The sequence below is a fragment of the Mesorhizobium loti genome (genome assembly GCA_014189435.1).
Classification (GTDB): Bacteria; Pseudomonadota; Alphaproteobacteria; order Rhizobiales; family Rhizobiaceae; genus Mesorhizobium; species Mesorhizobium loti_G.
The window spans coordinates 1,801,307-1,827,833 of sequence record CP050293.1 but is presented as its reverse complement, the minus strand read 5'-3'; the positions used below and the strand labels follow the sequence as shown (position 1 = coordinate 1,827,833).

General features: G+C 65.4%; 23 protein-coding genes, 2 pseudogenes and 1 riboswitch. Of the genes and pseudogenes, 15 read left to right on the top strand and 10 right to left on the bottom strand.

Features of this window, described 5'->3' with window-relative positions:
• Position 1: 1 nt before the first annotated feature.
• The 9 genes from HB777_08815 to HB777_08775 all read right to left on the bottom strand — a co-directional run bounded on the left by HB777_08815 (position 2) and on the right by HB777_08775 (position 8,772).
• On the bottom strand, positions 2–2,083 hold the full coding sequence (locus HB777_08815; GenBank protein QND63998.1) for an NADH-quinone oxidoreductase subunit G: 2,082 nt from the start codon (positions 2,081–2,083) through the stop codon (positions 2–4).
• A 73-nt stretch (positions 2,084–2,156) separates the two neighbouring features.
• Entirely contained in the window at positions 2,157–2,849 is a 693-nt protein-coding gene (locus tag HB777_08810; GenBank protein QND63997.1) for an NADH-ubiquinone dehydrogenase, read from the bottom strand.
• Positions 2,850–2,959: 110 nt separating this feature from the next.
• Entirely contained in the window at positions 2,960–4,264 is a 1,305-nt protein-coding gene (nuoF, locus tag HB777_08805) for an NADH-quinone oxidoreductase subunit NuoF (GenBank protein ID QND63996.1), read from the bottom strand.
• On the bottom strand, positions 4,254–4,898 hold the full coding sequence (locus tag HB777_08800; GenBank protein QND63995.1) for a hypothetical protein: 645 nt from the start codon (positions 4,896–4,898) through the stop codon (positions 4,254–4,256). Before HB777_08800 ends, nuoF begins: the two co-directional genes overlap by 11 nt.
• A gap of 13 nt (positions 4,899–4,911) precedes the next feature.
• Entirely contained in the window at positions 4,912–6,036 is a 1,125-nt protein-coding gene (gene nuoE, locus HB777_08795) for an NADH-quinone oxidoreductase subunit NuoE (protein QND63994.1), read from the bottom strand.
• Entirely contained in the window at positions 6,037–7,227 is a 1,191-nt protein-coding gene (locus HB777_08790; GenBank protein ID QND63993.1) for an NADH-quinone oxidoreductase subunit D, read from the bottom strand.
• The gene (locus tag HB777_08785; GenBank protein ID QND63992.1) at positions 7,228–7,830 is read right to left on the bottom strand and encodes an NADH-quinone oxidoreductase subunit C; all 603 of its coding nucleotides are present in this window, start codon (positions 7,828–7,830) and stop codon (positions 7,228–7,230) included.
• Between the two features lie 4 nt (positions 7,831–7,834).
• Complete coding sequence (locus tag HB777_08780) at positions 7,835–8,416, bottom strand: NADH-quinone oxidoreductase subunit B (GenBank protein ID QND63991.1); 582 nt, start codon at positions 8,414–8,416, stop codon at positions 7,835–7,837.
• Positions 8,407–8,772 (bottom strand): NADH-quinone oxidoreductase subunit A, encoded by a 366-nt coding sequence (locus HB777_08775; GenBank protein QND63990.1) that lies wholly within the window; start codon positions 8,770–8,772, stop codon positions 8,407–8,409. Before HB777_08775 ends, HB777_08780 begins: the two co-directional genes overlap by 10 nt.
• A 331-nt stretch (positions 8,773–9,103) precedes the next feature.
• Here HB777_08775 and HB777_08770 point away from each other — a divergent pair, with 331 nt between their 5' ends.
• The 8 genes and pseudogenes from HB777_08770 (at position 9,104) to HB777_08735 (ending at position 19,280) form a co-directional block, all read left to right on the top strand.
• Positions 9,104–10,303, top strand: coding sequence for a winged helix-turn-helix domain-containing protein (locus HB777_08770; GenBank protein QND63989.1), 1,200 nt, complete (start codon positions 9,104–9,106; stop codon positions 10,301–10,303).
• A 29-nt stretch (positions 10,304–10,332) separates the two neighbouring features.
• A riboswitch (cobalamin riboswitch) is annotated at positions 10,333–10,537 on the top strand.
• 38 nt (positions 10,538–10,575) lie between these two features.
• A complete protein-coding gene (locus HB777_08765; GenBank protein ID QND63988.1) occupies positions 10,576–11,004 on the top strand; it encodes a DUF1636 family protein in 429 nt (142 codons plus the stop codon).
• Between the two features lie 2 nt (positions 11,005–11,006).
• Positions 11,007–12,044 (top strand): cobalamin biosynthesis protein CobW, encoded by a 1,038-nt coding sequence (gene cobW / locus HB777_08760; protein QND63987.1) that lies wholly within the window; start codon positions 11,007–11,009, stop codon positions 12,042–12,044.
• 18 nt (positions 12,045–12,062) lie between these two features.
• Positions 12,063–15,618 (top strand): annotated as a pseudogene (locus HB777_08755) (cobaltochelatase subunit CobN).
• Positions 15,615–17,129: pseudogene (gene cobG, locus HB777_08750) on the top strand (precorrin-3B synthase). Before HB777_08755 ends, cobG begins: the two co-directional pseudogenes overlap by 4 nt.
• Positions 17,130–17,131: 2 nt before the next feature.
• Entirely contained in the window at positions 17,132–17,764 is a 633-nt protein-coding gene (locus tag HB777_08745) for a precorrin-8X methylmutase (protein ID QND63986.1), read from the top strand.
• Complete coding sequence (locus HB777_08740; protein ID QND63985.1) at positions 17,761–18,519, top strand: precorrin-2 C(20)-methyltransferase; 759 nt, start codon at positions 17,761–17,763, stop codon at positions 18,517–18,519. Before HB777_08745 ends, HB777_08740 begins: the two co-directional genes overlap by 4 nt.
• A complete protein-coding gene (locus HB777_08735) occupies positions 18,516–19,280 on the top strand; it encodes a precorrin-3B C(17)-methyltransferase (protein ID QND63984.1) in 765 nt (254 codons plus the stop codon). The genes HB777_08740 and HB777_08735 overlap by 4 nt, the downstream gene beginning before the upstream one ends.
• Here the strand turns inward: HB777_08735 and HB777_08730 are convergent.
• Positions 19,244–20,023 (bottom strand): cobalt-precorrin-6A reductase, encoded by a 780-nt coding sequence (locus tag HB777_08730; protein ID QND63983.1) that lies wholly within the window; start codon positions 20,021–20,023, stop codon positions 19,244–19,246. The genes HB777_08735 and HB777_08730 overlap by 37 nt on opposite strands.
• A 154-nt stretch (positions 20,024–20,177) precedes the next feature.
• Between HB777_08730 and cbiE the strand changes: the two genes are divergently transcribed.
• Genes cbiE through cobT form a run of 7 tightly spaced genes read left to right on the top strand, consistent with a single transcriptional unit; the run spans position 20,178 to position 26,494 of the window.
• Positions 20,178–21,407 carry a precorrin-6y C5,15-methyltransferase (decarboxylating) subunit CbiE gene (gene cbiE, locus HB777_08725; protein ID QND63982.1) on the top strand — a complete coding sequence of 410 codons (1,230 nt, stop codon included), beginning with the start codon at positions 20,178–20,180 and terminating at the stop codon, positions 21,405–21,407.
• Entirely contained in the window at positions 21,404–21,790 is a 387-nt protein-coding gene (locus tag HB777_08720) for a cobalamin biosynthesis protein (protein QND68712.1), read from the top strand. The genes cbiE and HB777_08720 overlap by 4 nt, the downstream gene beginning before the upstream one ends.
• Positions 21,787–22,551: a precorrin-4 C(11)-methyltransferase gene (cobM, locus tag HB777_08715; protein ID QND63981.1), complete on the top strand. Its 765-nt coding sequence runs from the start codon at positions 21,787–21,789 to the stop codon at positions 22,549–22,551. Before HB777_08720 ends, cobM begins: the two co-directional genes overlap by 4 nt.
• The gene (cobA, locus tag HB777_08710) at positions 22,548–23,354 is read left to right on the top strand and encodes a uroporphyrinogen-III C-methyltransferase (protein ID QND63980.1); all 807 of its coding nucleotides are present in this window, start codon (positions 22,548–22,550) and stop codon (positions 23,352–23,354) included. The genes cobM and cobA overlap by 4 nt, the downstream gene beginning before the upstream one ends.
• Positions 23,351–24,664, top strand: a complete 1,314-nt coding sequence (locus HB777_08705; GenBank protein QND63979.1) for a cobyrinate a,c-diamide synthase — start codon at positions 23,351–23,353, stop codon at positions 24,662–24,664. The genes cobA and HB777_08705 overlap by 4 nt, the downstream gene beginning before the upstream one ends.
• Before the next feature lie 3 nt (positions 24,665–24,667).
• A complete protein-coding gene (gene cobS / locus HB777_08700) occupies positions 24,668–25,444 on the top strand; it encodes an adenosylcobinamide-GDP ribazoletransferase (GenBank protein QND63978.1) in 777 nt (258 codons plus the stop codon).
• Positions 25,445–25,483: 39 nt separating this feature from the next.
• Positions 25,484–26,494, top strand: coding sequence for a nicotinate-nucleotide--dimethylbenzimidazole phosphoribosyltransferase (gene cobT, locus HB777_08695; protein QND63977.1), 1,011 nt, complete (start codon positions 25,484–25,486; stop codon positions 26,492–26,494).
• The last annotated feature ends 33 nt before the right edge of the window (positions 26,495–26,527 follow it).

Here is a 26,527-nt window from a genome sequence, read left to right as displayed (position 1 = left end):
CTTATTCCGCCGCCTGCTTGAAGCCGCTCTTGGCCAGCGCCGAGCATTCCGCCATCACGGCCGATGCCCGCGCGATCGGGTTGGTCAGGTAGAAATCCGTCACCGGCGAGGTGAAGGTGCCCTTGTTCAGCCGCCCGCCGAGCTTCGCCACCCTGGCGATGTCCTCGGCATTGCCGGTCGCGACCTGATCGATGCGGGCCAGATGCGGGTATTCGCCATAGAGCTTGGCGCGCAGCTGCGACAGCGAATCGAACGGCAGTTTCTTGCCCAGCACATCCGACAGCGCCCTGAGAATCGCCCAGTCCTCGCGCGCATCGCCCGGCGCGAAACCGGCGCGGTTGGTCTGCTGCACGCGGCCTTCCGTGTTGACGTAGGTGGCCGACTTTTCGGTGTAGGCAGCCGCCGGCAGGATGACGTTGGCGCGGTGTGCGCCCTGGTCGCCATGCGTGCCGATATAGACGACGAAGGCGCCGCCGGTCTTAGCCATGTCTAGCTCGTCGGCGCCGAGCAGGAACAGCAGTTCCATCTCGCCCAGCATGCCGGCGACATCCTTGCCGCCCTCGCCCGGCACGAAGCCGAGATCGAGGCCGCCGACACGTCCGGCCGCATTGTGCAGCACGGCAAAGCCATTCCAGTCCGCGCGGGCAGCGTTGACGGCGGCGGCGAGCTTGGCCGCCTGGCCGAGCACGGCCGCGCCGTCTGCACGCGCCAAAGCGCCCTGGCCGACAATGATCAGCGGATGCGTCGCCTTCTTCAGCGTCTGGAAGAACTTGCCATTACCATCGGCCAGATCCTTCAGCGATTCCGGCCCGGCGCCCAGCTGTTCGTAGTCGTAGCGCGTATCGCCGACATCGCCGATGACGCCGACCGGCAGATTGCCGATCCGCCAGCGCTTGCGAATGCGGGCGTTGAGCACCGAAGCTTCATAGCGCGGGTTGGCGCCGATGATCAGCACCGCATCGGCCTGCTCGATGCCTTCGATGGTCGGGTTGAAGATATAGCTGGCGCGCCCGAGCGCCGGATCGAGTGCGGCGCCATCCTGGCGGCAATCGGTATTCTTCGAACCGAGCGAAGCCATCAGCAGCTTGAGCGCGTAGATTTCTTCAACGGCGGCGAGATCGCCCGATATGGCGCCGATCTTTTCGGGTGCCGCCTTCGAAGCCGCGTCCTTGATCGCGGCAAAGGCCTCGGCCCAGCTCGCGGGAACCAGCTTGCCGTCCTTACGCACATAGGGTCGGTCGAGGCGTTGCGTGCGCAATCCGTCCCAGATGAAGCGGGTCTTGTCGGAAATCCACTCCTCGTTCACCGCTTCGTTGACGCGCGGCAGGATGCGCATCACTTCTCGGCCCCGGCTGTCGACGCGGATCGCCGAGCCAACGGCATCCATCACGTCGATGGATTCGGTCTTGGTCAGTTCCCACGGCCGCGCCTGGAAGGCGAACGGCTTCGAGGTCAGCGCGCCGACCGGGCAAAGGTCGATGACATTGCCCTGCAGCTCAGAGGTCATTGCCTGTTCGAGATAGGTGGTGATCTCGGCATCCTCGCCGCGGCCGATCAGGCCAAGCTCGGAAATGCCGGCGACTTCCGTGGTGAAGCGGACGCAGCGCGTGCAATGGATGCAGCGGTTCATCACCGTCTTGACCAGCGGTCCGATGTATTTGTCTTCGACCGCGCGCTTGTTCTCATGATAGCGCGAGGAATCGACACCGAAGGCCATCGCCTGGTCCTGCAGGTCGCATTCGCCGCCCTGATCGCAGATCGGGCAATCCAGCGGATGGTTGATCAGCAGGAACTCCATCACGCCTTCCCTGGCCTTCTTGACCATCGGCGTGTTGGTGAAGATTTCCGGCGCCTCGCCATTCGGTCCGGGACGCAGGTCGCGCACGTTCATGGCGCAGGACGCCTGCGGCTTGGGCGGCCCGCCCTTCACCTCGATCAGGCACATGCGGCAATTGCCGGCGATCGACAGCCGCTCATGGAAGCAGAAGCGCGGCACTTCCGCGCCCGCGTCTTCCGCCGCCTGCAGCAGCGTATAGTGGTCGGGTACAGTGATCTCTTTCCCGTCGACCTTGAGCTTTGCCATTCGCCTCAAACCCCTGCGGAGTGCCCGCAATCTCTTTTTCCGGGCGCGGTCGAGACCACGTCAGGCATTTCATTCACTTGACGGCGAGCGCCGCCGCTTGGGCTGTCCAATCGTCGCGGCCGATGCGGCCGGTGAGCGACAGATAATCCTCGACCCAGGCAACCTCTTGCGGCGTCCATGCCGCGATCTGGGTATAGGTCCAGATGCCGAGGCCGTTGAGAACCTTTTCCAGCTTGGGCCCGATACCCGATATCGCCTTGAGATCCGCCGGTTTCGCCGGCTTCTCCATGGCATTGGGCTGCCTGAAATCCTCGGGCATCAGCACACCGGCGGCGTCGCCGTCTGCCGGACCGGCATTTGCCACCGGTGCCATGGTGGCGGCTTCCTTGGCGGCAATATCGGTGACTTCCTGCGCAAAGGACTGCGCCTCGGCAATCATGGTTTTCGCCGTCGCCCGCGCCCTGGTGGAGGAAGAGTTCGGGTCGTCGAACTGCGCGATGCGCGCCTCGAAATCATCGACGATCGGCTGCAGCAACCGTTGCGAAGCCTCCGCCGCGCCTGAAATCGCGCCGAGCCAGACGCCGAAAGCGTGGTTGGCGAGCCCGAGGCCAAGCGCCGACATCGCCGCCGCACCCGCCACGGGATGCACGAGAAGGTTGACGGCGCTGGCCATCTCCTTCGGCATCATCCTGGTCAAGTCCTGGTTCATCTTCTCGATCTGGTCCAAATTGGGCATTAGCGGGTTGGGTGTCGAATACGGCGCCATAGAGTTCTCCTCGTCGTTTTTTCGTTCGCCCCGCCCCGGTTGTCCCGTATTTCAAATCGGGCACTTGCCCGTATTTCGCTTCGGGCTTTCGCCCACATTCACAAATTCGTCTATTCCGCCGCCACCATCACCGGCTCGGCCCGGTGCGCGTTGCGCGAAAACTCGTCGATGCGCCGCTCCACCTCGCCGCGGAAATGCCGCATCAAGCCCTGGATCGGCCATGCCGCCGCGTCGCCCAGCGCGCAGATCGTGTGGCCCTCGACCTGCTTGGTCACGTCGAGCAGCATATCGATCTCGCGCTTCTGCGCCTCGCCGCGCACCAGCCGCTCCATCACCCGCCACATCCAGCCGGTGCCTTCGCGGCACGGTGTGCACTGGCCGCAGCTCTCGTGTTTGTAGAAGTAGGAAAGCCGCGCGATCGCCTTCACGATATCGGTCGACTTGTCCATGACGATGACAGCCGCCGTGCCGAGGCCGGATTTGAGGTCGCGCAGCGCGTCGAAATCCATCGGCGTGTCGATGATCTGCTCGGCCGGCACCAGCGGCACCGAAGCGCCGCCCGGAATGACCGCCAAGAGATTGTCCCAGCCGCCGCGAATGCCGCCGCAATGCGCCTCGATCAGTTCGCGGAACGGGATCGACATCGCCTCTTCGACCGTGCACGGATTGTTGACGTGGCCGGAGATGCAAAACAGCTTGGTGCCGACATTGTTGGGACGGCCAAAGGACGAGAACCAGGCCGCACCGCGGCGCAGGATGGTCGGCGCCACCGCGATCGATTCGACATTGTTGACGGTGGTCGGGCAGCCATAGAGGCCGACATTGGCCGGGAATGGCGGTTTCAGCCGGGGCTGGCCCTTCTTGCCTTCGAGGCTTTCCAGCAGCGCCGTCTCCTCGCCGCAGATATAGGCGCCGGCGCCGTGATGCATGTAGATGTCGAAATCATAGCCGGACGTGTTGTTCTTGCCGATCAGCTTGGCCTCGTAGGCCTCCTCGATGGCCCGCTGCAACGCCTCGCGCTCACGGATGAACTCGCCGCGCACATAGATGTAGGCGGCAATCGCGCCCATGGCGAAACCGGCAAGCAGCGCACCTTCGACCAAAGTATGCGGGTCATTGCGCAGGATGTCGCGGTCCTTGCAGGTGCCGGGCTCCGATTCGTCGGCATTGATGACCAGATAGCTCGGCCGGCCGTCGCTCTGCTTGGGCATGAACGACCATTTGAGACCCGTCGGGAAGCCGGCGCCACCACGGCCGCGCAGGCCAGACGCCTTCATCTCGTTGACGATCCACTCGCGCCCCTTGGCGACGATGCCGGGCGTGTTGTCCCAGGCGCCGCGCGCCATCGCGCCGGCCAGCGACTTGTCGAACAGGCCGTAGATGTTGGTGAAGATGCGGTCTTTGTCAGCCAGCATTGTTGGCACTCCCGGCTTCTTCGCCAAGCAGCCGCCTGGCAATCATTCTTACAATCACACCGCCCGCGACCATCATGCCTGCGGCCTTGAGGATCAAGGTCGCAACCGCCGACAGATCCCGCTGCTGAAAGCCGTCACGGAAAGGCGTCAGCGGGTCCGTATAGTCGAACACCGCCTGCGCTATCTCGCTGTCGTAGACAGCCGGGCTGCGCAGGAACGTCGAATAGACGAAATAGCCGAAACCGAGCGCCGCGCCGACAGCGAAACGCGGCGATCTGAATATCTCGGTCCGCGCCGTGTGCACATCATTGACCGACTTGCGAAACATGCTGAGCACAAAATAGCTGATTGCGCCGCCGAGCAGCGAGGCAAGCAGGATCGTCGCCGGGTCGCGGTTTTCATAGATCAGCGAGTAGACAACCATGAACAGCGCGAATGCCGCTGCCCCGAACTTTGGCCAATGCCGTTCGGCGAAAGAGCCGTGGAAAGTGGGGCGCTCGGTCTCGCCTTCGCGATAGATCACATAAGGGCTGGGCTGCTGGCTTACGGCCGGACGAGCTGGGCTTCCGGCGAGCGGACGCCCAGCGTTCGCCGAACGCTGTGTATCCTGCTCTTTTTTGCCGAAGACGCTCATTGGTTGCCCACCTCTAGACCGGCTTTTTGCCGAAGACGCGGATGTATTCGGCGACGCCGCCCTTGGCGAGCGCCTTGGCCTGCTTGACCCAGTCATCGCGATCGATGCGGCCATGGAAGGAGAGATAGCCGTCCACCCACTCGCGCTCGGCCTTCTTCCACGACGCAACCTGCGCGAAAGTGTAGATGCCGAGCGTATGCAGGATGCCCTCGATCTTCGGCCCGACGCCGGAGATCAGCTTGAGGTCGTCGACAAGCGCCGGCTTGGCGATCCCGGCTGGACGGTTCTTGTCTTCCAGCGATGGCTTGGCCGGCTTGGCAGCAGCCTTCGCGGCCGGCGCCTTGGTTTCCGGCGCCTTGAAAGCAGTCGCCGGCTCGACCTTGGTCTCCGGCTTGCTGGCACTGGACGGCGCGACTGGGGCGGTGGCGGGTGCCGGAACGGGCGCAGCGACGATCGCGTCGGGCGCCGCCTGGGCGGCCTTGGTCGCTGCCTTGGCTTCCCTGTCACGGGTCGATTTGAGGATCGCCTTTTCGCTCTTCAGCGTGGTGAGGCCGGAGGCCGGCTCCGAACCGGTGCGGCCGTTCTGCGGCCCCGCCGGCACTGAAGCACCCTTGCCGGCGCCGTAGAGATCGATGATTTCGGCCAGCCGTTCCGGCGTCAGGTCTTCAAAAGTGTCCTTGAAGATCATGACCATCGGCGCGTTGACGCAGGCGCCGAGGCATTCGACCTCTTCCCACGACAGCGTGCCCTTGTCGTTGGTGTGGAACTGGTCGTGATGGATCTTTGACCGGCACACATCCATCAACGCTTCCGAGCCGCGCAGCATGCAGGGCGTGGTGCCGCAGACCTGGATGTGGGCGCGGGTACCGACCGGGTTCAGCTGGTACTGCGTGTAGAAGGTCGCGACCTCGAGGCCGCGGATCCGCGGCATGCCGAGCATGTCGGAAATCGTCTCGATCGCCGCCTTCGTCACCCAGCCTTCCTGCTCCTGTGCGATCATCAGAAGCGGAATGATGGCCGACTGCTCACGGCCCTTCGGGTATTTCTTGATCCATTGCTTCGCGGCCGCGGCATTCGCCCGGTTGAAGGCGAAGGATGCTGGCTGGACGCTGGCTTCTGCGAGACGGCGGACTGACATTTAGCGATCGACCTCACCAAACACGATGTCGAGGGAGCCGAGAACGGCGGTGACGTCGGCCAGCATGTGGCCGCGGCAGAGGAAATCCATCGCCTGCAGATGCGCGAAACCAGGTGCGCGCAGCTTGCAGCGGTAGGGCTTGTTGGAGCCGTCGGAGACCAGATAGACGCCGAACTCGCCCTTCGGTGCTTCGACCGCCGCATAGACCTCGCCGGCCGGCACGCGATAACCCTCGGTGTAGAGCTTGAAGTGATGGATCAGCGCTTCCATCGAGCGCTTCATCGCCTGGCGCTTGGGCGGCACCACCTTGCCGTCGAGGTTCGACACCGGGCCGGTGCTTTCCTTGCCGAGCAGAAGGTCGACGCACTGGCGCATGATCTTCGCCGACTGGCGCATTTCTTCCATGCGCACGAGGTAACGGTCGTAGCAGTCGCCGTTTTTGCCGATCGGAATGTCGAAATCCATTTCCGAATAGCATTCATAGGGTTGCGACTTCCGCAGGTCCCAGGCCGCGCCCGAGCCGCGCACCATGACGCCGGAAAAACCCCAGGCCCAGGCATCGGCCAGCGACACGATGCCGATATCGACATTGCGCTGCTTGAAGATGCGATTGCCGGTCAGCAGTTGGTCAAGGTCGTCGATCGACTTCAGGAACGGGTCGATCCACTTGCCGATGTCCTCGACCAGCTTCTGCGGCAGGTCCTGATGGACACCACCGGGGCGGAAATAGGCGGCATGCATGCGCGAGCCGGAGGCGCGCTCATAGAACACCATCAGCTTTTCGCGCTCGACGAAGCCCCACAGCGGCGGCGTCAGCGCGCCGACGTCCATCGCCTGCGTCGTCACATTGAGGATGTGCGACATGATGCGGCCGATTTCGCAGTAGAGCACGCGGATCAGCTGGCCGCGCTTTGGCACGTCGATGCCGAGCAGGCGCTCGGCGGCGAGCGCGAAGGCGTGCTCCTGGTTCATCGGCGCGCAATAGTCGAGCCGGTCGAGATAAGGGATCGCCTGCAGGTAGGTCTTGGCCTCGATCAGCTTTTCGGTGCCGCGATGCAGCAGCCCAATATGCGGATCGACGCGATCGACGACTTCGCCGTCAAGTTCAAGAACCAACCTCAAAACACCATGCGCTGCAGGGTGTTGAGGTCCAAAGTTGATGTTAAAATTGCGGACGGAGGTTTCAGCCATTTACTGCTTTGCCTTCTCGTCACCCGGCAGGACATAATCCGTACCTTCCCACGGGGACAGAAAATCGAAATTGCGGAATTCCTGCTTGAGCTCGACCGGCTCGTAGATGACGCGCTTGGCCTCGTCGTCGTAGCGCACCTCGACGAAGCCGGTCAGCGGGAAATCCTTGCGCAGCGGATGGCCTTCGAAACCATAGTCGGTCAACAGGCGGCGCAGATCGGGATGGCCCGAGAACAGCACGCCATAGAGATCGTAGGTCTCGCGCTCGAACCAGTCGGCACCGGGGAACACGCCGGTGATCGACGGCACCATGGTTTCCTCGTCGGCCTGCACCTTGACGCGGATGCGCACATTCTGCTTCGGCGACAACAGGTGGTAGACGACGTCGAAGCGCTTGGCGCGCGACGGATAGTCGGCGCCACAAACGTCGATGATCGAGATGAACTGGCAGCGCGCATCGTCGCGCAGGAAGGTCATCACCTCGACCAGATCGCGCGGCTCGACGTGAACGGTGAGCTCGCCATAGGCAATCGCCGCCTCATTCACGCGGCCGATCAGCTTCTCGCCGAGATAGGTCGACAGTTCGCTCAGGGATGCGGTCATGGATTTACCGTTCGATCGTGCCGGTGCGGCGGATCTTCTTCTGCAGCAGAAGAATGCCATAAAGCAGCGCTTCGGCGCTCGGCGGACAGCCGGGCACGTAGATGTCGACCGGCACGATGCGGTCGCAACCGCGCACCACCGAATAGGAATAGTGGTAGTAGCCGCCGCCATTGGCGCAAGAGCCCATCGAGATGACGTAGCGCGGCTCCGGCATCTGGTCGTAGACCTTGCGCAGCGCCGGCGCCATCTTGTTGGTCAGCGTGCCGGCGACGATCATGATGTCGGACTGGCGCGGCGACGCGCGCGGCGCGACACCGAACCGCTCCGAGTCATAGCGCGGCATCGAGGTGTGGATCATCTCGACCGCGCAGCAGGCGAGACCGAAGGTCATGAACATCAGCGAGCCGCTGCGCGCCCAGGTGATGAGCGCTTCCGTCGAGGTGACGAGAAAACCCTTGTCGGCGAGTTCATTGTTGATCTCGAGGAAGAACGGATCGTCCGCCCCCACCGGCCTGCCGGTGTTGGGATCGATCAGGCCCTTGGGCTTCGGCGCGACGAGCGTGCCGGAACTGTCGTTCAATCCCATTCCAGCGCTCCTTTTTTCCATTCATAGGCAAAGCCGATGGTCAGCACCGCCAAAAACACCATCATCGACCAGAAGCCGAGCATGCCGATCTTCGAGAACGACACCGCCCACGGAAACAGGAAGGCCACTTCCAGATCGAAGATGATGAACAGGATCGACACCAGGTAGAAGCGGATGTCGAATTTCATGCGGGCGTCGTCGAACGAGTTGAAACCGCACTCGTAGGCGGAAAGCTTTTCAGGATCGGGATTGCGGTAAGCCACCAGGAAGGGCGCGGCCAGCAGCGCCAGGCCGACAACCAGCGCCACGCCTATGAACAGGACGATGGGCAGGTATGAGCTTAGAAGTGCGTTCATGCTCGGCTTTCCGTTGGCGCCAATCCACTTTGATTACAGCACCGGACCCTAATGCGGAAGCGTGACAGTTTAACCGCTGAACCGTTTTAAGGGCCTATGCTGCAACGCGGCGAGGGTTAGCGCAGCACTTCCAGCGAAGCAAGTCAAACCTTGTTCAAAACACTGACCTGGACGGCATATCCGGGGAAACTGGTCCGATCCGCTCCTGTTTGATTTCCTTCGCTTTTCACTCCACTTTTCTCTCCTGACATGGTTGCCGCCAAAACCCTGCTAGCATGGCCCGGAATCACCCATCCAACCCCCGGTCAAAACACTTCAAAGTGATGCTTGCATGAAGGAAAAGATCTCGCTCCCCACGGCCCGGCGCATCGCACTTGCCGCCCAGGGGTTCCTCGATCCCCGCCCGACCGGCACGCCGGACCGCAGGCATTTTGCCCGCACGCTCTCCCGCACCGGCCTGTTGCAGATCGATTCCGTCAGCGCGGTGGTGCGCGCTCATTATATGCCGCTCTATTCGCGCCTGGGCCCCTACCCGCTCTCGCTGCTCGACAACGCTGCCGTGACGCGCAAGCGCACGGTGTTCGAATACTGGGCCCACGAGGCCTCCTTCCTGCCGGTCGAGACCTACCCGCTGATGCGCTGGCGCATGCAGCGCGCCGAGCGCGGCGACGAGATGTATCTGGGCCTCGCCAAATGGGGCCGCGAACACGCCGCCTATATCGAAGAGATCTACCGCCAAGTCGCCACGCGCGGCCCGATTGCCGCTTCCGCGCTCGAAGGCCAGAAAGGCTCGGGCGGCTGGTGGGGCTGGAGCCACGCCAAGCATGCCTTCGAATGGCTGTTCTGGGCCGGGCGCATCACCACGGCGCACCGCCGTGGTTTCGAGCGCTTCTATGATCTGCCCGAACGCGTGCTGCCGCAGGCGATCCTCGATCTGCCGGTGCCGTCAGCCGAGGACGCGCACCGCGAACTGCTGCGTATCTCCGCCCGCGCCCACGGCGTGGCGACATCAGGCGATTTGCGCGACTATTTCCGCCTGTCGCCGGCCGACATGAAGGGCCGGCTGGAAGAGCTGGTCGAACTGGGCGAGCTGTTGCCGGTGCGCGTCGAAGGCTGGGACAAGCCGGCCTATCTTCATAAAGACGCCCGTCTGCCGCGCAAGATCGAGGCTCGCGCCCTGCTGGCGCCGTTCGATCCTGTCGTCTTCGAACGCTCGCGCAGCGAGCGGCTGTTCGATTTCCACTACCGCATCGAGATCTATACCCCTGCCGACAAACGGCAATACGGCTATTATGTCCTGCCGTTCCTGCTCGGCGACCGGATCGTCGCGCGCGTCGATCTCAAGGCCGACCGGCCGGCCAGCGTGCTGCGCGTCCATGCGGCCTATGCGGAGCCCGGCGCACCGCCTGAAACCGCTGCTCAGCTGTTCGAGGAATTGAAGCAGATGCAGGGCTGGCTCGGGCTCGAACGCATCGAAGTGACGCCTGCCGGCGATCTGGGTCAGCCTTTGGCCGACATTGCTGTGTCGTAGCCGTGCGTTGACACCGCCGCCCGCAAAAGCCTAAATCCCGTCCAGATGGTCCCTTGCCCGCAACGGCAAGGGCTAAGAGGGAATGCGGTGCGGGATTTCGATCCCAAATCCGCGGCTGTCCCCGCAACTGTAAGCGAAGAGCCAAGGCCGAAAGCCACTGGGAGTTCCCGGGAAGGCGGCTACCAAGGCGATGACCCGCGAGCCAGGAGACCTGCCGTCTGCGACTGTAGAATCCGATCGCCCGGCGGGTTTCCGGGCAAGGAGCCCGATTTTTGGACCACGACAGCAGTTTTTCGGCTGGCACAGCGGATGTTTCGTCCGGCCATGATGATGCCTTGGCCGGCGTCACCGTCATCGTCTGCGCCTCCTGCCGCGACGAGACCGGCTCCGACGCCCATCCCCGCGCCGGCGAACTGCTGGCGGACGACACGCGCCGCGCCGCATCCGGCGACAATATCCGCATCCGCAGCGTCGAATGCCTCGGCAATTGCAAGCGGCGCCTGAGCGCCGCCATCCTGCGCGACGGTTGCTGGAGCTATGTCTTCGGCGACCTGACCGCGACCAGCGGCGCTGACCTCGTCACCGGCGCCAAGCTTTTCGCCACCTCGACGGACGGCCTGATTCCGTGGCGCGGCCGACCCGATAGCCTGAAGCGTGGCCTCGTTGCCCGCATCCCTCCCCTCGACCTGCTGAAGGATTGACCATGACCGCTTCCGTGTCCCGCGTTCCCTGCACCGTCGTCACCGGCTTCCTCGGCGCAGGCAAGACGACGCTGGTCCGCCATCTCCTGGAAAACGCCGGCGGCAAGCGTATTGCCATCATCGTCAATGAATTCGGCGACATCGGCATCGATGGCGAGATCCTGAAGGGCTGCGGCATCGACACCTGTCCGGAGGAAAACATCGTCGAACTGGCCAATGGCTGCATCTGCTGCACCGTTGCCGACGACTTCGTCCCGGCGCTCGACAAGATCCTGTCGCTGACACCGAGGGTCGACCACATCCTGATCGAGACCTCGGGCCTCGCTTTGCCCAAGCCGCTGGTCCAGGCTTTCCAGTGGCCGAGCGTGAAAAGCCGGGTCACGGTCGATGGCGTCATCGCCGTGGTCGACGGGCCGGCGCTGGCCGAAGGCCGCGTCGCCAACGACATGGACGCCCTGCAGGCGCAGCGCGCTGAGGACGAGACGCTCGATCACGACGATCCGGTGGAAGAAGTGTTCGAGGACCAGATCGCCTGCGCCGACCTGATCATCCTGTCGAAAAGCGATTTGATGGACGCCGCCGGCACCGCCCGCGCCAACGCCATCATCAACGAACACTCGGCCCGCGCGGTGAAGATCGTGCCGACGTCGCATGGCAAGGTCGATCCCTCGGTGCTGCTCGGGCTCGGTCTGGCCGTCGAGGACGACATCGAGAACCGCAAATCCCATCATGACGGCGCCTTCGACCATGAGCATGACGACTTCGACACGTTCATCGTCGACATTGCCTCGGTCGCCAATCCCGACGAACTGGCAAAACGCGTCGCCACCGTCGCCGAAGAAGAGAATGTGTTGCGCGTAAAAGGCTTCGTCGAGGTCGGCGGCAAGCCGATGCGGCTCTTGCTGCAGGCGGTCGGGCCGCGCGTCAATCATTACTATGACCGCGCCTGGACCGCCACGGATGACCGTCGCTCGCGCCTCGTCGTCATCGGCCTCAAAGGGCTGAACCGTCCGGCGATCGAGCGTATACTCGCCGGCTGATTTCGGACACGGGTCGCGATGCACATCCTCACCACGACATCCGCCTCGCTCGACGACCTCGCCGAGCCGGTCGATCTGCGGCAGACGCCGGCGGATATCGTGGCCCTGTCCTTCACCGACAGCGATCTCGCCGGACTGGCGGCGGCATGGAAGGCCGACGCCGGCCGCCTGCCCTCGATGCGGCTGGCGGCGCTTCGCGATCTGCGCCACCCCATGTCGGTCGACCTCTGGGTCGACAGCGTCGCCCGTCACGCCAAGATCATCCTCGTGCGCATCCTCGGCGGCTACGACTGGTGGCGCTACGGCTGCGACCAGCTCGCCTCGACCGCCCGCGCACGCGGCATAAAACTGGCGCTGCTGCCCGGCGAATGCCGCGACGAGGACCTGCGCCTGATCGAAGCCTCGACGCTGCCCCGCGAGGAGCTGGACGGCCTGCTTGATTATTTTCGCGAGGGCGGCCCGGTGAATATGAGCGCGCTGATGCGGAGGTTGGCGCGGCTGGCGGGACAGGATGCGGACGTTGTTGATCCGGTAGCTGTACCGAAGGCGGGCTACTACGAGCCGGGCCGCGGTGTCGTAGAAAGGCCGGACCTTTCAAACGTCCGCGTTCCTGACAACCTCGGCGTCCCCATCATCCCCATCCTGTTCTACCGCTCGATGCTGCTGGCCGTCGATGTCGCGCCCATTGACGCGCTTTTTGAAGCGCTCAGCCAGCGTGGCATCAACCCGGTCCCCATCTTCGTCTCCAGCCTCAAGGATCCGGCGTCCCTGGCCTTCGTGCAAACGGCGCTCGCCACGCTGAAACCCGCCGCCATCATCACCGCGACTGCTTTCGCGTCCGGCGCCGAACCCGGCATTGAAACCCTGTTCGACCGCGCCGGCGTGCCCGTCTTCCAGGTCATCGTCGCCACCACCCGCCGCGACGTCTGGGAAAAAAACCAGCGCGGCCTGGCGCCCGCCGACCTCGCCATGCATGTCGTGCTGCCCGAGCTCGACGGCCGCATCCTGGCCGGCGCCATTTCCTTCAAGGGCGAGAGCGAGACCGATCCGGCGCTCGGCCACCGCGCCTTCGCCAACCGGCCGGAGCCCGATCGTGTAGCGCAGGTGGCCGACCGCGTCGCGGCCTTCATCCGTCTGCAGGAGACGCCCCGCGCCGAGCGTAAGCTGGCCATCCTGATCCCGGATTACCCCAGCGCCCCCGGCCGCACAGGCTACGCCGTGGGCTTGGATGTGCCGTCCAGCGTGCTCGCCATGCTGCAGGACCTCAAGGGACAGGGCTATGGCGTTGAGGGGATTCCGGAGACGCCGCGAGAATTATTGAATTTGCTGGAGCGTAGCAGTGATGGGCTGGGGCTGGAGGACTATCTCGCCTTATCGAAAGAGTTGCCGACAGCAGCACTAGCTGCGGTAGAAGCTGCTTGGGGGAAGGCGGAAGATGACACAGGTTTGCGCGAGGCGCCCCCTCTGTCCTGCCGGACATCTCCCCCACAGGTGGGGAGATTGGCAGCTTCAGCGCTTCGCCCCCTCTCGCATCGTTGGAGATTGGCGAAAGCGGAGATAAGGGCGCAATCTCCCCACCTGTGGGGGAGATGTCCGGCAGGACAGAGGGGGCGCCTCGCGCCAACCTTCGCTATCAAGCAAACAACACTTCCCCTTCCGCGCCGCCACCTTCGGCAACATCACCGTCGCACTCGCCCCCGATCGCGGCCGCTCCGCCGACCGCCGCGCCGATTACCACGATCCGACGCTCCCCCCGCGCCATGCATTGCTCGCCTTTGGCCTGTGGCTGCGCAAATCGCTCGGCGTCCACGCGCTTGTCCATGTCGGGGCGCATGGCACGCTGGAATGGCTGCCCGGCAAAACCGTTGCGCTGTCGCAAAACTGCTTTCCCGAGATCGTCACCGGTCTCCTGCCCGTCATCTATCCCTTCATCGTCTCCAACCCAGGCGAGGCTGCACAGGCCAAGCGCCGCATTGCCGCTGTCACGCTTGGCCATTTGCCGCCGCCGCTGACCGGCGCCGGGTTGGATGAGGATCAGCACAGACTCGAGCGGCTGGTCGACGAATACGCCCAGGCCGACGGGCTCGACCGTCGCCGCCGCGACCGCCTGGCCAAGCTGATCGTCGACACCGCGCAGAAGACCGGCCTCGCCACCGAAGCCGGCGTTGCCAGGACCGACGCGCCGGACGAGGCGCTGCGCCGCATCGACGCCTGGCTCTGCGACCTCAAGGATTTTGCCATCAAGGACGGGCTGCATATCTATGGCCGCGCTCCGGAGGATGAGCCTGACGCCATGCGGCGACAAAGCGCTGAAGCTGAGAAGACGGCGCTGCTCGCCGCGCTCGATGGCCGCCACGTCAAGGCCGGTCCGGCCGGCGCGCCCGCGCGCGGCCGATCCGACGTTCTGCCCACCGGCCGCAATTTGTTCACATCCGACCCGCGCACCATGCCGACGCCGACCGCCTATGATCTGGGCAAGGCGGCAGCGGAAGAGGTCGTGCGCGGCTACATGCAATCGCATGGCGACTGGCCGCGCTCGCTGGTCATCGATCTCTGGGGCTCGGCATCGCTGCGCACCGGCGGCGAGGAGATCGCTCAAGGCCTGGCGCTGATGGGCTGCCGGCCGCAATGGGATTCGGCGACCGGCCGCATCATCGGCATCGAAGTCCTGCCTCCGGCCACGCTCGGCCGCCCGCGCGTCGATGTCACCTGGCGCATATCAGGCCTGTTCCGCGACATGTTCCCAACCCAGATCGCGCTGATCGATGCCGCAGCCAACGCCGTTGCCGCCCGCGACGAGGACGATTCGGAAAACCCGCTCGCGGCCAAAACCCGCGCTGACGGCAAGATCAGCCCGCGCATCTTCGGCACCTCGCCCGGCACGTACGGCGCCGGCGTCGAGGATCTCATGTCCTCCGGCGACTGGGCGGTGCGCGAAGAGATCGGCCGCGCCTATCTCGACGCCACATCGCATGCCTATGGCGGCGCGGAGGGCGAAGGCATCTCGGCGCCCGGCGCGTTCGAAACCCGCATCGCCGAGGCTGATCTTCTCGTCCACACCGGCGACGACCCCGGCCGCGACATTCTCGAAGGCTCCGCCGACGTCGCCTTCATCGGCGGCTTTTCCGCAGCACTTGCGGCGCTCGGCAGGAATGCCGACGTCATCGTGCTCGACACCACGGACCCGCAAAAGCCGAAGCCGCGCTCGGTCAGCGAGGCCGTATCGCGCGTCGTGCGTGCTCGCGCCGTCAATCCGCGCTTCATATCAGGGCAAATGCGCCACGGCCCGCGCGGCGCCTCGGAATTCGCCGAAACCGTCGACCGGCTGGTCGGCTTTGCCGAAACCACGCATGCCATATCGGGCACGTTGATCGAGGCGGTGCATGACGCTTATCTCGGCGATCCCATGGTCCGGGCCTTCATCCTGCGCGAAAACCCCGCCGCTGCCAAAGTCATCGCCGAGCGTTTGCTGTCAGCGCGCCGGCGTGGCCTCTGGCATCCCCTGCGCAATTCCATCGACGACGATTTGACGGCCCTGATTGCCGAAGCAGAAGCACTTGGGGTGGCCGCATGAACGCCTTCTCGCGCCGCGGCGCTTGTCCGGCCCTGTCGGCGCCGATGCAAACCGGCGACGGCCTGCTGGTGCGGCTCAACCCGGTCGCGGGAAGCCCATCTTCTGGAGGCCGGCCTTCTGGAGGATTGTCGCCGAAGCTTTTGATCCGACTCGCTGAGTCCGCCTTGCGGCACGGCAACGGCATTATGGAAGTGACGGCGCGCGGCAGTTTGCAGATACGCGGGCTGACGGCGCAAAGTGCTGCGCTGCTGGCGGCGGAGGTCGATGCGCTGGGCATCGCGGTGCGTACCGGCGTGCCGGTCGAGACCGGGCCGCTGGCCGGCATCGACCCGCAAGAGATTGCCGATCCCCGGCCACTGGCGGAGCGGATCAGGGCAGCGGTTGAAGAGGCTGGGCTGACGCAACGGCTGGGGCCGAAGGTTTCCGTGATTGTCGATGGCGGCGGGCAGTTGACGATGGATGCGGTGACGGCCGATGTCAGGCTGAAGGCGGTGCGAGCCGACAACGACATCGTTTGGAGAGTATCGGTTGCCGGCGACGGCCAAAACGCGAAGGTTTTGGCAAAGGTCGATGCGGATGCCGCGAGAGACATAGCCGTCGCTGCACTCAGGATGGTTGCTGAAAAAGGCCGCGAAGCGCACACGCGGGATTTGTCGGAGAGGCAATTGATATCTCTCGCAGGTTGGCATTCTGTGGCGCCCCCCTCTGTCCTACCGGACATCTCCCCCACGAGGGGGAGATTGCTCATTCACGCCCGCCTTCGCCAATTTCCACGGTTGAAGGGGGAAAGCCGGCGCCGAACCTGCCAATCTCCCCCCTCGTGGGGGAGATGTCCGGCAGGACAGAGGGGGGCGCCGTAGAGCGCAATCGCCGGCCAATTGGCCTTTTCAACCTCAACGCCTACATCGCCCTCGGCATTGCCCTCCCCCTACGGCAGCATACCGGCCGACAAAATCATCGCCCTCACCCAAAGCGCCCTCGCCCTCGGCACAGCCGAAATCCGCCTCGCCCCGGGCCGCGCCTTGCTTTTCCTCGGTCAACCAACCGCCGCCAACCCCCCGCTTCAGCGCACCGCAGCCACCCTCGGCTTCGTCACCGCCCCCACCGACCCGCGCACGCGCATTGCCGCTTGCCCGGGCACACCAGCCTGCGCCTCCGGCCGCATCGCCACCCGTGACATCGCCGAGACGATTGCCGCTGAAACAGCTGACATCCTCGACTTCACGCTGCACATTTCAGGCTGCGCCAAGGGCTGCGCGCATCCCGGCCCGGCGGCGCTGACGATCGTCGGCGGCGAAAACGGAGCCGGACTTGTCGTGAACGCGACGGCAAAGGCCCTTCCTGCCGGCTACAGGCCGGGCTATGACGCCGCGCGCGGCATCGGTCGCGTCGCGGCGATGATCCGCAGCACACGATATCAAGGCGAGACTGCCGCGGCCTGCCTGACAAGGCTCGGGCCGGCCGGTGTCGCCGAGGCTTACCGACAGGCCCAAACTGAAAAACGGAAATGAGCATGGCCGCCTACGACTATATCCATGACGGCACGGCGATCTACGAGCGCTCCTTCGCCATCATCCGCGCCGAGGCCGATCTGTCGCGCTTCACGGACGCCGAGGCCGATGTCGCCATCCGCATGATCCATGCCTGCGGACAGGTCGAAGCATCAAGCCATTTTGTCTTCTCCAGCGATTTCGTTGCCGCCGCGCGCACCGCTTTGGCCGCCGGCGCGCCGATTTTCTGCGACGCGGAAATGGTCTCGCATGGCGTCACCCGCGCCAGGCTTCCGGCCGGCAATGAGGTGATCTGCACCTTGCGCGACCCCCGCACGCACGACATCGCTGGGCAAATCGGCAACACCCGCTCTGCCGCCGCGGTCGACCTGTGGGGCGAGCGCATGGCCGGTTCGGTGGTCGCCATCGGCAATGCGCCGACCGCACTGTTCTATCTGCTGGAGAAGTTACGCGACGGCGCGCCGAAGCCTGCCGCCATCATCGGCATGCCGGTCGGCTTCGTCGGCGCTGCCGAATCCAAGGACGCGCTGGCCGAGAATTCCTATGGCGTTCCCTACGCCATCGTGCGCGGCCGGCTTGGCGGCAGCGCCATGACCGCCGCCGCCCTCAATTCACTAGCGAGGCCCGGCCTGTGAACGCACTTGCCAAAGGCCGTCTCGTTGGCGTCGGAACCGGTCCCGGCGACCCCGAACTGCTGACGCTGAAAGCCGCGCGCGCCTTGGCGGAAGCCGATGTCGTGGCCTATTTCGCCAAGCGCGGCAACAACAGCAACGCGCGCGCCATCGTCGAAGCCCGGTTCCGGCCTGAAATGACGGAATTGCCGCTGCTCTATCCCGTCACCACCGAAATCGACAAGGATCACGACGACTACCGCTCGCAGATCACGGCTTTCTACGAGGAGTCGGCCGAGAAGGTCGCCGAGCATCTCCAGGCAGGCAAGATGGTTGCCGTGCTGTCCGAGGGCGACCCGCTTTTCTACGGCTCCTACATGCATCTGCATGTGCGCCTCGCCCATCGCTTTCCGACCGAGGTCATTCCCGGCGTCACCGCCATGTCCGGCTGCTGGTCGCAGACCGGTATTCCGATCGTCCAGGGCGACGACGTGCTGACGGTGCTGCCCGGCACGATGAGCGAATTCGAGCTGACGCGCCGGCTTGCCGACACCGATGCCGCCGTCATCATGAAGGTCGGCCGCAACCTGCCCAAGATCAGGCGGGCGCTGGAAGCTACGGCCAAGCTGTCGCGCGCCGTCTATGTCGAGCGCGGCACCATGGCCGGTAGCGTCTCGATGAAGCTTGCCGACAAGAAGGACGACAAGGCGCCCTATTTCGCCATCGTCCTGGTGGCCGGCTGGTCCGGCCGGCCCGGCACTCTCGGAGCGCAAGCATGAGCGGCCGTCTCACCGTCATCGGCCTTGGCCCCGGCAATGCCGATCAGGTCACCCCGGAAGCCAGCCGCGCCGTCGCCGAGGCAAAGTTCTTCTACGGCTACAAGCCTTATCTCGACCGGCTGGAACTGCGCCCGGACCAGACCCGCGTCGCATCCGACAATCGCGAGGAGCTCGCCCGCTCCAAGGACGCATTGGTCAAAGCCGCCGAGGGCCATGACGTCGCCGTCGTCTCCGGCGGCGATCCCGGTGTGTTCGCCATGGCGGCCGCCGTCTGCGAGGCAATCGAGGCCGGCCCGATCGAATGGGGCGCGGTCGATGTCACCGTGGTGCCCGGCATCACCGCCATGCTCGCCGTCGCCGCCCGCATCGGCGCGCCGCTCGGCCATGATTTCTGCGCCATCTCGCTGTCCGACAATCTGAAGCCGTGGGAACTGATCGAACTGCGCCTGCTAGCGGCGGCCGGCGCCGGCTTCGTCATCGCGCTCTACAACCCGATCAGCAAGGCGCGCCCCTGGCAGCTCGGCCGCGCCTTCGAATGCCTCGCCGCGATCCTGCCCGGCACCACGCCGGTGATTTTCGGCCGCGCCGCCGGCCGGCCGGACGAGCGCATCGAGGTCTATTTGCTGGCCGAAGTCGAGGCTGAAAAGGCCGACATGGCGACCTGCATCATCATCGGCTCGCCGGAAACAAGGATCATCAAGCGCGCAGAGAAGCCGGCGCTGGTCTACACACCGCGCTCGTCGGTGGGACGGACAAAATGATCGACCCCAAATTGGTCAACAATCGCGGCCAGCGCTTCGACGGTTTCGGCCGACGGAACGTCCGGCAGCGCCGGCCTACGGACCATCACCACGTCGATCCCAAGCACCCGCGCCGCGGCGATCTTGCCATAGGTCGCCTCGCCGCCGCTGTTCTTGGACACGATGATTTCGATGTGATGCTCCTGGAGCAGCGCTCGCTCGTCGGCCTCCCGAAACGGTCCGCGTGCCAGCAGATATCGGGCGTTCGGCACCGCCAGCCTCGGCTCGACCACATCGACGCTGCGGATGAGGTAATGGTGCTGCGGTGCTGCCTCGAAGGCAGCGACCTCTTGCCGCCCGAGCGCCAGGAAAACGCGGCGCGGCGCCGGTCCAAGCGCTTGCGCGGCATCGCCAGACGTATCGACCAGCGTCCAGCGGTCGCCTTCGACCGGCGCCCAGCCAGGGCGCCGCAGGGCGAGAATACGCACGCCGGCAGCGCGTGCAGCTTGCGCGGCATTGGCGGAGATTTGCGCCGCATAGGGGTGTGTGGCGTCGATCATCAACTCGGTGCCCGTCTCCCGCAGGTAAGCGGCCAACCCATCGGCACCGCCAAAGCCTCCGGTTCGCACCGGCACGCCTTGCGCGACCGGGCTTTCGGTGCGGCCAGCCAGCGACAGCGTAACCGAGAGATCGGCGCGCGCGACCAACTTTCCCGCCAGTTGCCGGGCTTCCGTGGTTCCGCCGAGGATCAGAATTTTCTTCATTTGCACCATGTTGAACCGCGTCGGCGCTGCCCCTCACCCTTACCCTCTCCCCGTGAAGAACGGGCAGAGGGGGGCGTCAGCGTCGGAGCTTCTCCCTTCTCCCCGTCACTATACGGGGAGAAGGTGCCGGCAGGCGGATGAGGGGCAGCGCGACATGACAAAAATCAAGCAGCCAATACCCCAATGGCTCACAGTCGTCGGTATCGGCGAGGACGGTTTAGCGGGTCTCGGCGACGAGGCCAAGCAGCGGATTGCCCAGGCGGAAATCATCTTCGGCGGCAAGCGGCACCTGGCGCTCGTCGCTGCCTTCGCCAAGGGCGAACCGCGCCCATGGCCAGTTCCTTTCGATGCCGAGATGGGCGACGTGCTGGCCCTTGCCGGCAGGCGCGTCTGTGTGCTCGCTTCCGGCGATCCGTTCTTCCATGGGGTCGGCGCCACCCTCGCCCGCAAGGTCGAGCCGCAGGAGATGCATGTCATCCCCGCGCCGTCAGCCGTTTCGCTGGCAGCCGCTCGCCTTGGCTGGGCGCTGCAGGATATTGAAATCGTCTCGCTGCATGGCCGGCCGCTCGACCTGATCCGCCCGCTGCTGCAGCCAAACGCGCGTATCCTGGCACTGACCTCGGATGCCGAAGCCCCTGCGGCAATCGCCCGCCTGCTCGCCGAACTCGACTTCGGCGCCTCGCGGCTGACGGTCCTGGAGGCACTGGGCGGGCCAAGCGAGAACCACCGCTCGGCGCGCGCCGATGCCTTCGACCTCGAAAACATCAATCCGCTCAACGTTCTGGCGATCGAAGTTGAATCCGGTCCGGATGCGCGCGTCCTGCCGCTCACATCAGGCCTTGCCGATCACCTGTTCGACCATGACGGCCAGATCACCAAGCGCGAGATCCGCGCCATCACCCTGTCGGCGCTGGCGCCAAGGCGCGGCGAATTGCTGTGGGACATCGGCGCCGGTTCCGGTTCCATCGGCATCGAATGGATGCTGGCCCACCCTTCGACGCGCACGATTGCCATCGAGGCCGACCCAATCCGCGCCGCCCGCATTGGCCACAACGCCGCCGCCTGTGGCGTTCCCGGCCTTGTCGTGGTCGAAGGCAGCGCGCCCAAGGCGCTTGCCAAGCTGGACACGCCTGATGCGATTTTCATTGGCGGCGGCGGCAGCGATGCCGGTGTCTTGAACGCTGCCATCAAGGCGCTGCGCTCAGGCGGCCGTCTCGTCGCCAACGCGGTGACGCTGGAGATGGAAACCTTGCTTCTTGCCCGTCATGTCTCGCTTGGCGGCGATCTCACGCGGATAAACATCTCCCGGGCCTCGCCAGTTGGCTCGATGCAGGCTTGGCGGCCGGCCATGCCGGTGACCCAATGGAGCTGGGTGAAGCCATGATGGTCGCGGGCATCGGTAGCCGAAAAGGCGTGAGTGTCGAAGACGTGCTGGCGGCGATAGAAACCGCTGTCGAAGCGCATGGCCTGACGATGACGGCTCTTTCGGCACTTGCGACTGCCGTGCTCAAGAAGGGTGAGGATGCAATCGCCGCCGCTGGCCGCGTGCTGAATCTTCCGGTCATCATCGTCGACGACGCAGCACTTCAGGCCGCCTCGCCGGACACGCTCAGCCATTCCGACCTCTCGCAGGATGTTGCCAGCACGCCATCGGTTTCCGAGGCATCCGCCCTTGCCGTCGCCGGCAAAGGCGCGAGGCTGCTCGGCCCTCGTACGGTGCTCGGCCCGGTCACGTGCGCCATCGCCATCAGCGGAGATGCGTCATGACCGTCCATTTCATCGGCGCCGGTCCAGGTGCCGCAGACCTCATCACGCTGCGCGGCGCGAGGCTCTTGGCGAGCTGCCCTGTCTGCCTCCATGCCGGTTCGATCGTCGCGCCCGAATTGCTGCAGCATTGCGCGCCGGGCACAAAGCTGATCGACACCGCGCCCATGTCGCTCGACGAGATCGAGGCCGAGTATGTCGCGGCGCACAAATCAGGCCATGATGTCGCCCGCCTGCATTCCGGCGACCTGTCGGTGTGGAGCGCCGTTGCCGAACAGATCCGCCGGCTGGAAAAGCACGGCATTCCCTACACGCTGACGCCGGGCGTGCCGTCCTTTGCCGCCGCAGCCGCCGCCTTGCGCCGCGAACTGACCATTCCCGAAATCGCGCAAAGCCTGGTGCTGACCCGCGTCTCCGGTCGCGCCTCAAAAATGCCGCCCGGCGAAACGCTGGCCGGATTCGGCCGCACCGGCGCCACGCTGGCCATTCATCTGGCCATCCACGCCATCGATCGCGTCGTCGCCGAGCTGACCCCGCATTATGGCGGCGATTGCCCGGTGGCGATCGTCTTCCGCGCCTCCTGGCCGGACGAGCGCGTACTGACCGGCACGCTGGCGACCATCGAAGCGCTGTTGGCCGCCGATCCGATGGAGCGCACGGCGATCATCTTCGTCGGCCGCTCGCTGGCGGCGGAAGGTTTTGGCGAGAGTTCATTGTACGACGCCCATTACCAGCGGCGTTTTCGCGGACGGGACGGATTGTGAGCGGCAGCACCAAAAACACCACGCTCGAAAAAGCTTTGTCCCGGCTGAATTTCAAGCCGCGCCGGCTGGAAGCCGGCCATGTCTGGCTGGCCGGCGCCGGCCCCGGCGATCCCGGCTGCCTGACCCTGGAAGTGCTGGCGGCGTTGGCTGAGGCGGATGCGCTGGTCTACGACGCGCTGGTCTCACCGGATGTCGTCGCGGTCGCCGAAAATGCCGAGTTATTCTTTGCCGGCAAGCGCGGCGGAAAGCCGTCGATGAAACAGGACGACATCACCGCCCTTTTGGTCCGGCTGGCGCGCGAGGGTCGCCGCGTCGTCAGGCTGAAGGGCGGCGATCCCTATATTTTCGGCCGTGGCGGCGAAGAAGCTTTGGCGCTCGCGCGCGAAAATATCCCGTTTCGCGTCCTGCCCGGCCTGACCTCGGGCCTCAGCGCGCTGGCCGCGACCGGGATCCCGGCCACCATGCGCGGCATCAACAAGGCGGTGATCCTGGCGACCGGCCACGCAGCCGGCACCGATGACGATCTCGACTGGGGCGCAATCGCCCGCACCGGTCAGCCTGTCGTCGTCTATATGGGCATGGCCAATTTGCCCCTGATCGCTGCTGCATTGCTGGACGGCGGGCTGGCGCCGTCGACGCCGGCGGCGGTGATCGTCGCCGCGACGACGCCACAGGAACGAACCGTCGTTGCCACGCTCGCCACCATTGCCGAGGAAGCGGCCGCCGCCGGTCTCGCCTCGCCGGCGCTGATCGTCGTCGGCGGCATCGTTGCCATGCGCGCGGCACTGGTGGGGGAAGCATGACGGCCCGCGCCATCATCATCGGCGCGCCGCGCTCGGGCTCCGGCAAGACCAGCGTCACCATCGGCATCCTGCGCGCGCTGACCCGGCGCGGGCTGAAGGTGCGCGGCGCCAAATCTGGCCCAGACTATATCGACCCCGGCTTCCACACCGCCGCCACCGGTCTGTCCGGCGTCAATCTCGACAGCTGGGCGATGCCGCCGTCGCTGCTCAACGCGCTCGCCGCACAAGCCGCCAACGACACCGATTTCGTCATCCTCGAAAGCGCCATGGGCTTGTTCGACGGCATTCCGGCCTCGCCGGGGCGCACCGGCTCGGCGGCCGACCTGGCGCGGCTCTACGGCCTGCCGGTGCTGCTGGTGCTCGACGTCTCCGGCCAGTCGACCACCGCGGCCGCCGTCGCCAAGGGTTTTGCCACCTATGATCCGGATGTGCGCATGGCCGGTGTCGTGCTCAACCGGCTGGGCAGTGAGCGCCACCGTAAGCTGTGCAGCGAGGCCATCGAGGCGATCGGCCTCCCCGTCGTCGGCGCCATCTTGCGCGACCCCACGCTGAACCTGCCCGAGCGCCACCTCGGTCTTGTCCAGGCCGGCGAATATGACGACCTGATGGCGCATCTCGACCGGCTGGCCGACATGGCGGAAAAGTCGCTCGACCTCGACGCGATCATGGCCCTGGCAACGCCCCTCACCCCGGCGTCTGGCGGTTTCGCCGACGCATTGGCGCCGCCCGGTCAGCGCATCGCACTGGCCGAGGATGCCGCCTTCACCTTCCTCTACCCGCATGTCGCCGCCACTTGGCGCAAGGCGGGTGCCGAAATCGTCCCGTTCTCGCCGCTCGCCGACGAAGCGCCCGACGAGGGTTGCGATGTCTGCTGGCTACCCGGCGGCTATCCCGAGCTACACGCCGGCCGGCTGGCCGCCGCCGCGAATTTCCGCGCCGGCATGGCGCGTTTCGCCGCGACGAAGCCCATCCATGGCGAGTGCGGTGGCTTCATGGTGCTGGGCGAAGCGCTGGAGGATGCATCGGGCGAAACACATGCGATGCTCGGCCTGCTCGGCCATTCCACCAGCTTCGCCAGGCGCAAGATGAATCTCGGCTATCGCGAGGCGCGGCTGCGTGCCGATTGCCCGCTGGGCTCAACTGGTGCATTGATCCGTGGCCACGAATTCCACTATGCGCAGATGACCTCAACCGGCAATGACGAGCCGCTGGCCGACCTTGCCGATGGCCAAGGCAATCCGATCGGCGCCTCAGGCTATCGGCGCGGCCATGTCAGCGGCACCTTCTTCCATGCAATTGCGAGGGGCTAGGGGATGAAGTTCAAGAACCTGGCTCTTTCACCGCGGCAGGTCGTCGACGACGTCGCGCTTTGCCTGGTCTTTTTCACCCGTCTGCCGCTGCCGGTCTTCGACTTTCGCGGCCGCAGCCTTGCCGCCGCGATCTGGGCCGCCCCCGTCGCCGGCCTCGTCGTCGGCCTGATCGGCGCGATCGTCTTTGCCACGGCGGAGCGGTTCGGCCTTGCCATGGGGCCGGCGGCCGCCCTCGCCCTCGTCGCAACCCTGCTCACCACCGGCTGTCTGCATGAGGATGGGCTGTCCGACGTCGCCGACGGCTTTGGCGGCGGCAAGTCGCGCGGCCGCAAACTCGAGATCATGCGCGACAGCCGCATCGGCGCTTATGGCGCGGCGGCGCTGGGCCTGTCGCTGCTGATCCGCTGGAGCGCGCTGTCTGAGTTCGTCGATCCCACACAGGCGCTGTTTGCCCTCCTGGCCGCACACGCGGCCTCGCGCGGCCTGCTTGGCGCCTTCATGCATCTCTTGCCCCCGGCGCGGATCGACGGCCTGTCGGCCGATGCCGGCACCGTCTCGCAGGAAACCGCCATCGCGGGGGCCGTGCTCGGCGCGATCCCGCTGCTCTTGCTTGGGCTGGGCGGCGCTGTTTTCGCGCTCGTCCTGCTTGGCCTGCTGTTTGCCGCGTTCCGTGCCCTTTGCCTCAACCAGATCGATGGCCAGACCGGCGACACGATCGGCGCACTGCAGCAGGCAAGCGAAATCGCGGTGCTTCTCGTCGCTTCCGTAGCGCTTTCCTGATTCCCCTTGGCCTGATTCCCTTTCGGAGACTTTGCCCCCATGTCATTCAAATCCCTCGACGAATTGCGCGCCGCCTGCCTCGACCTGCCTGCCGGCAGCGACGCAGCGGCCAATGCGGTTGCGCGCCGCCAGGACACGCTGACCAAGCCGCAAGGCAGCCTTGGCCGACTGGAGACCATCGCCGCCTGGCTGGCGCGCTGGCAGGGCCGCGACATGCCGAAGCTCGACCGCGTCAAGGTTTTCGTCTTCGCTGGCAACCACGGCGTCACCGCGCAAGGCGTGTCGGCCTATCCCTCGGAAGTGACCGTGCAGATGGTTGCGAATTTCGCCGGCGGCGGTGCGGCCATCAACCAGCTTGCCCGCATGGCCGGTGCGGAACTCGACGTCATCCCGCTCGATCTCGACCATCCGACAGGCGACTTCACGCAAGTGCCGGCGATGGACGGCAAGGCATTTCTCGCGGCGGTCTCCGCCGGCTACGACGCGGTTACAAAAGACCTCGACCTTATCTGCTTCGGTGAAATGGGCATCGGCAACACGACACCGGCGGCAGCCATCTCAGCAGCCCTGTTCGGTGGCGGTGCGGAAAAATGGACTGGACGCGGCACCGGCGTCGACGACGCCGGCTTGAAGCGTAAGGTCGTCGCCATCGAAGCCGGGCTGAAGCGCCACGCCGCAGCCCTCACCGACCCGCTTGCTATCGCTGCAGCACTCGGTGGCCGCGAACTCGCCGCCATCTTCGGCGCCACGCTGGCCGCCCGCCATCTGGGCATACCCGTGCTGCTCGACGGCTTCGTCTGCACCGCCGCCGCGGCCCCGCTGGCAAAGCTGCACCCGACCGGCCTCGCTCACACAATCGCAGCCCATGTCTCGGCCGAATCGGGTCATCGCGGCCTGCTCGAAGCGCTTAGCCTGCCGCCGCTACTCGATCTCGGCATGCGACTCGGCGAAGGCTCCGGCGCCTGCCTCGCCGTCAACATCGTCCGCTCGGCGCTGGAGTGCCATGCCCGCATGGCGAGTTTTGCCGAGGCTGGGGTGTCGGAGAAGTAGCCTTATCTGTTGGTGGAATTAGCTTTGCCAGTG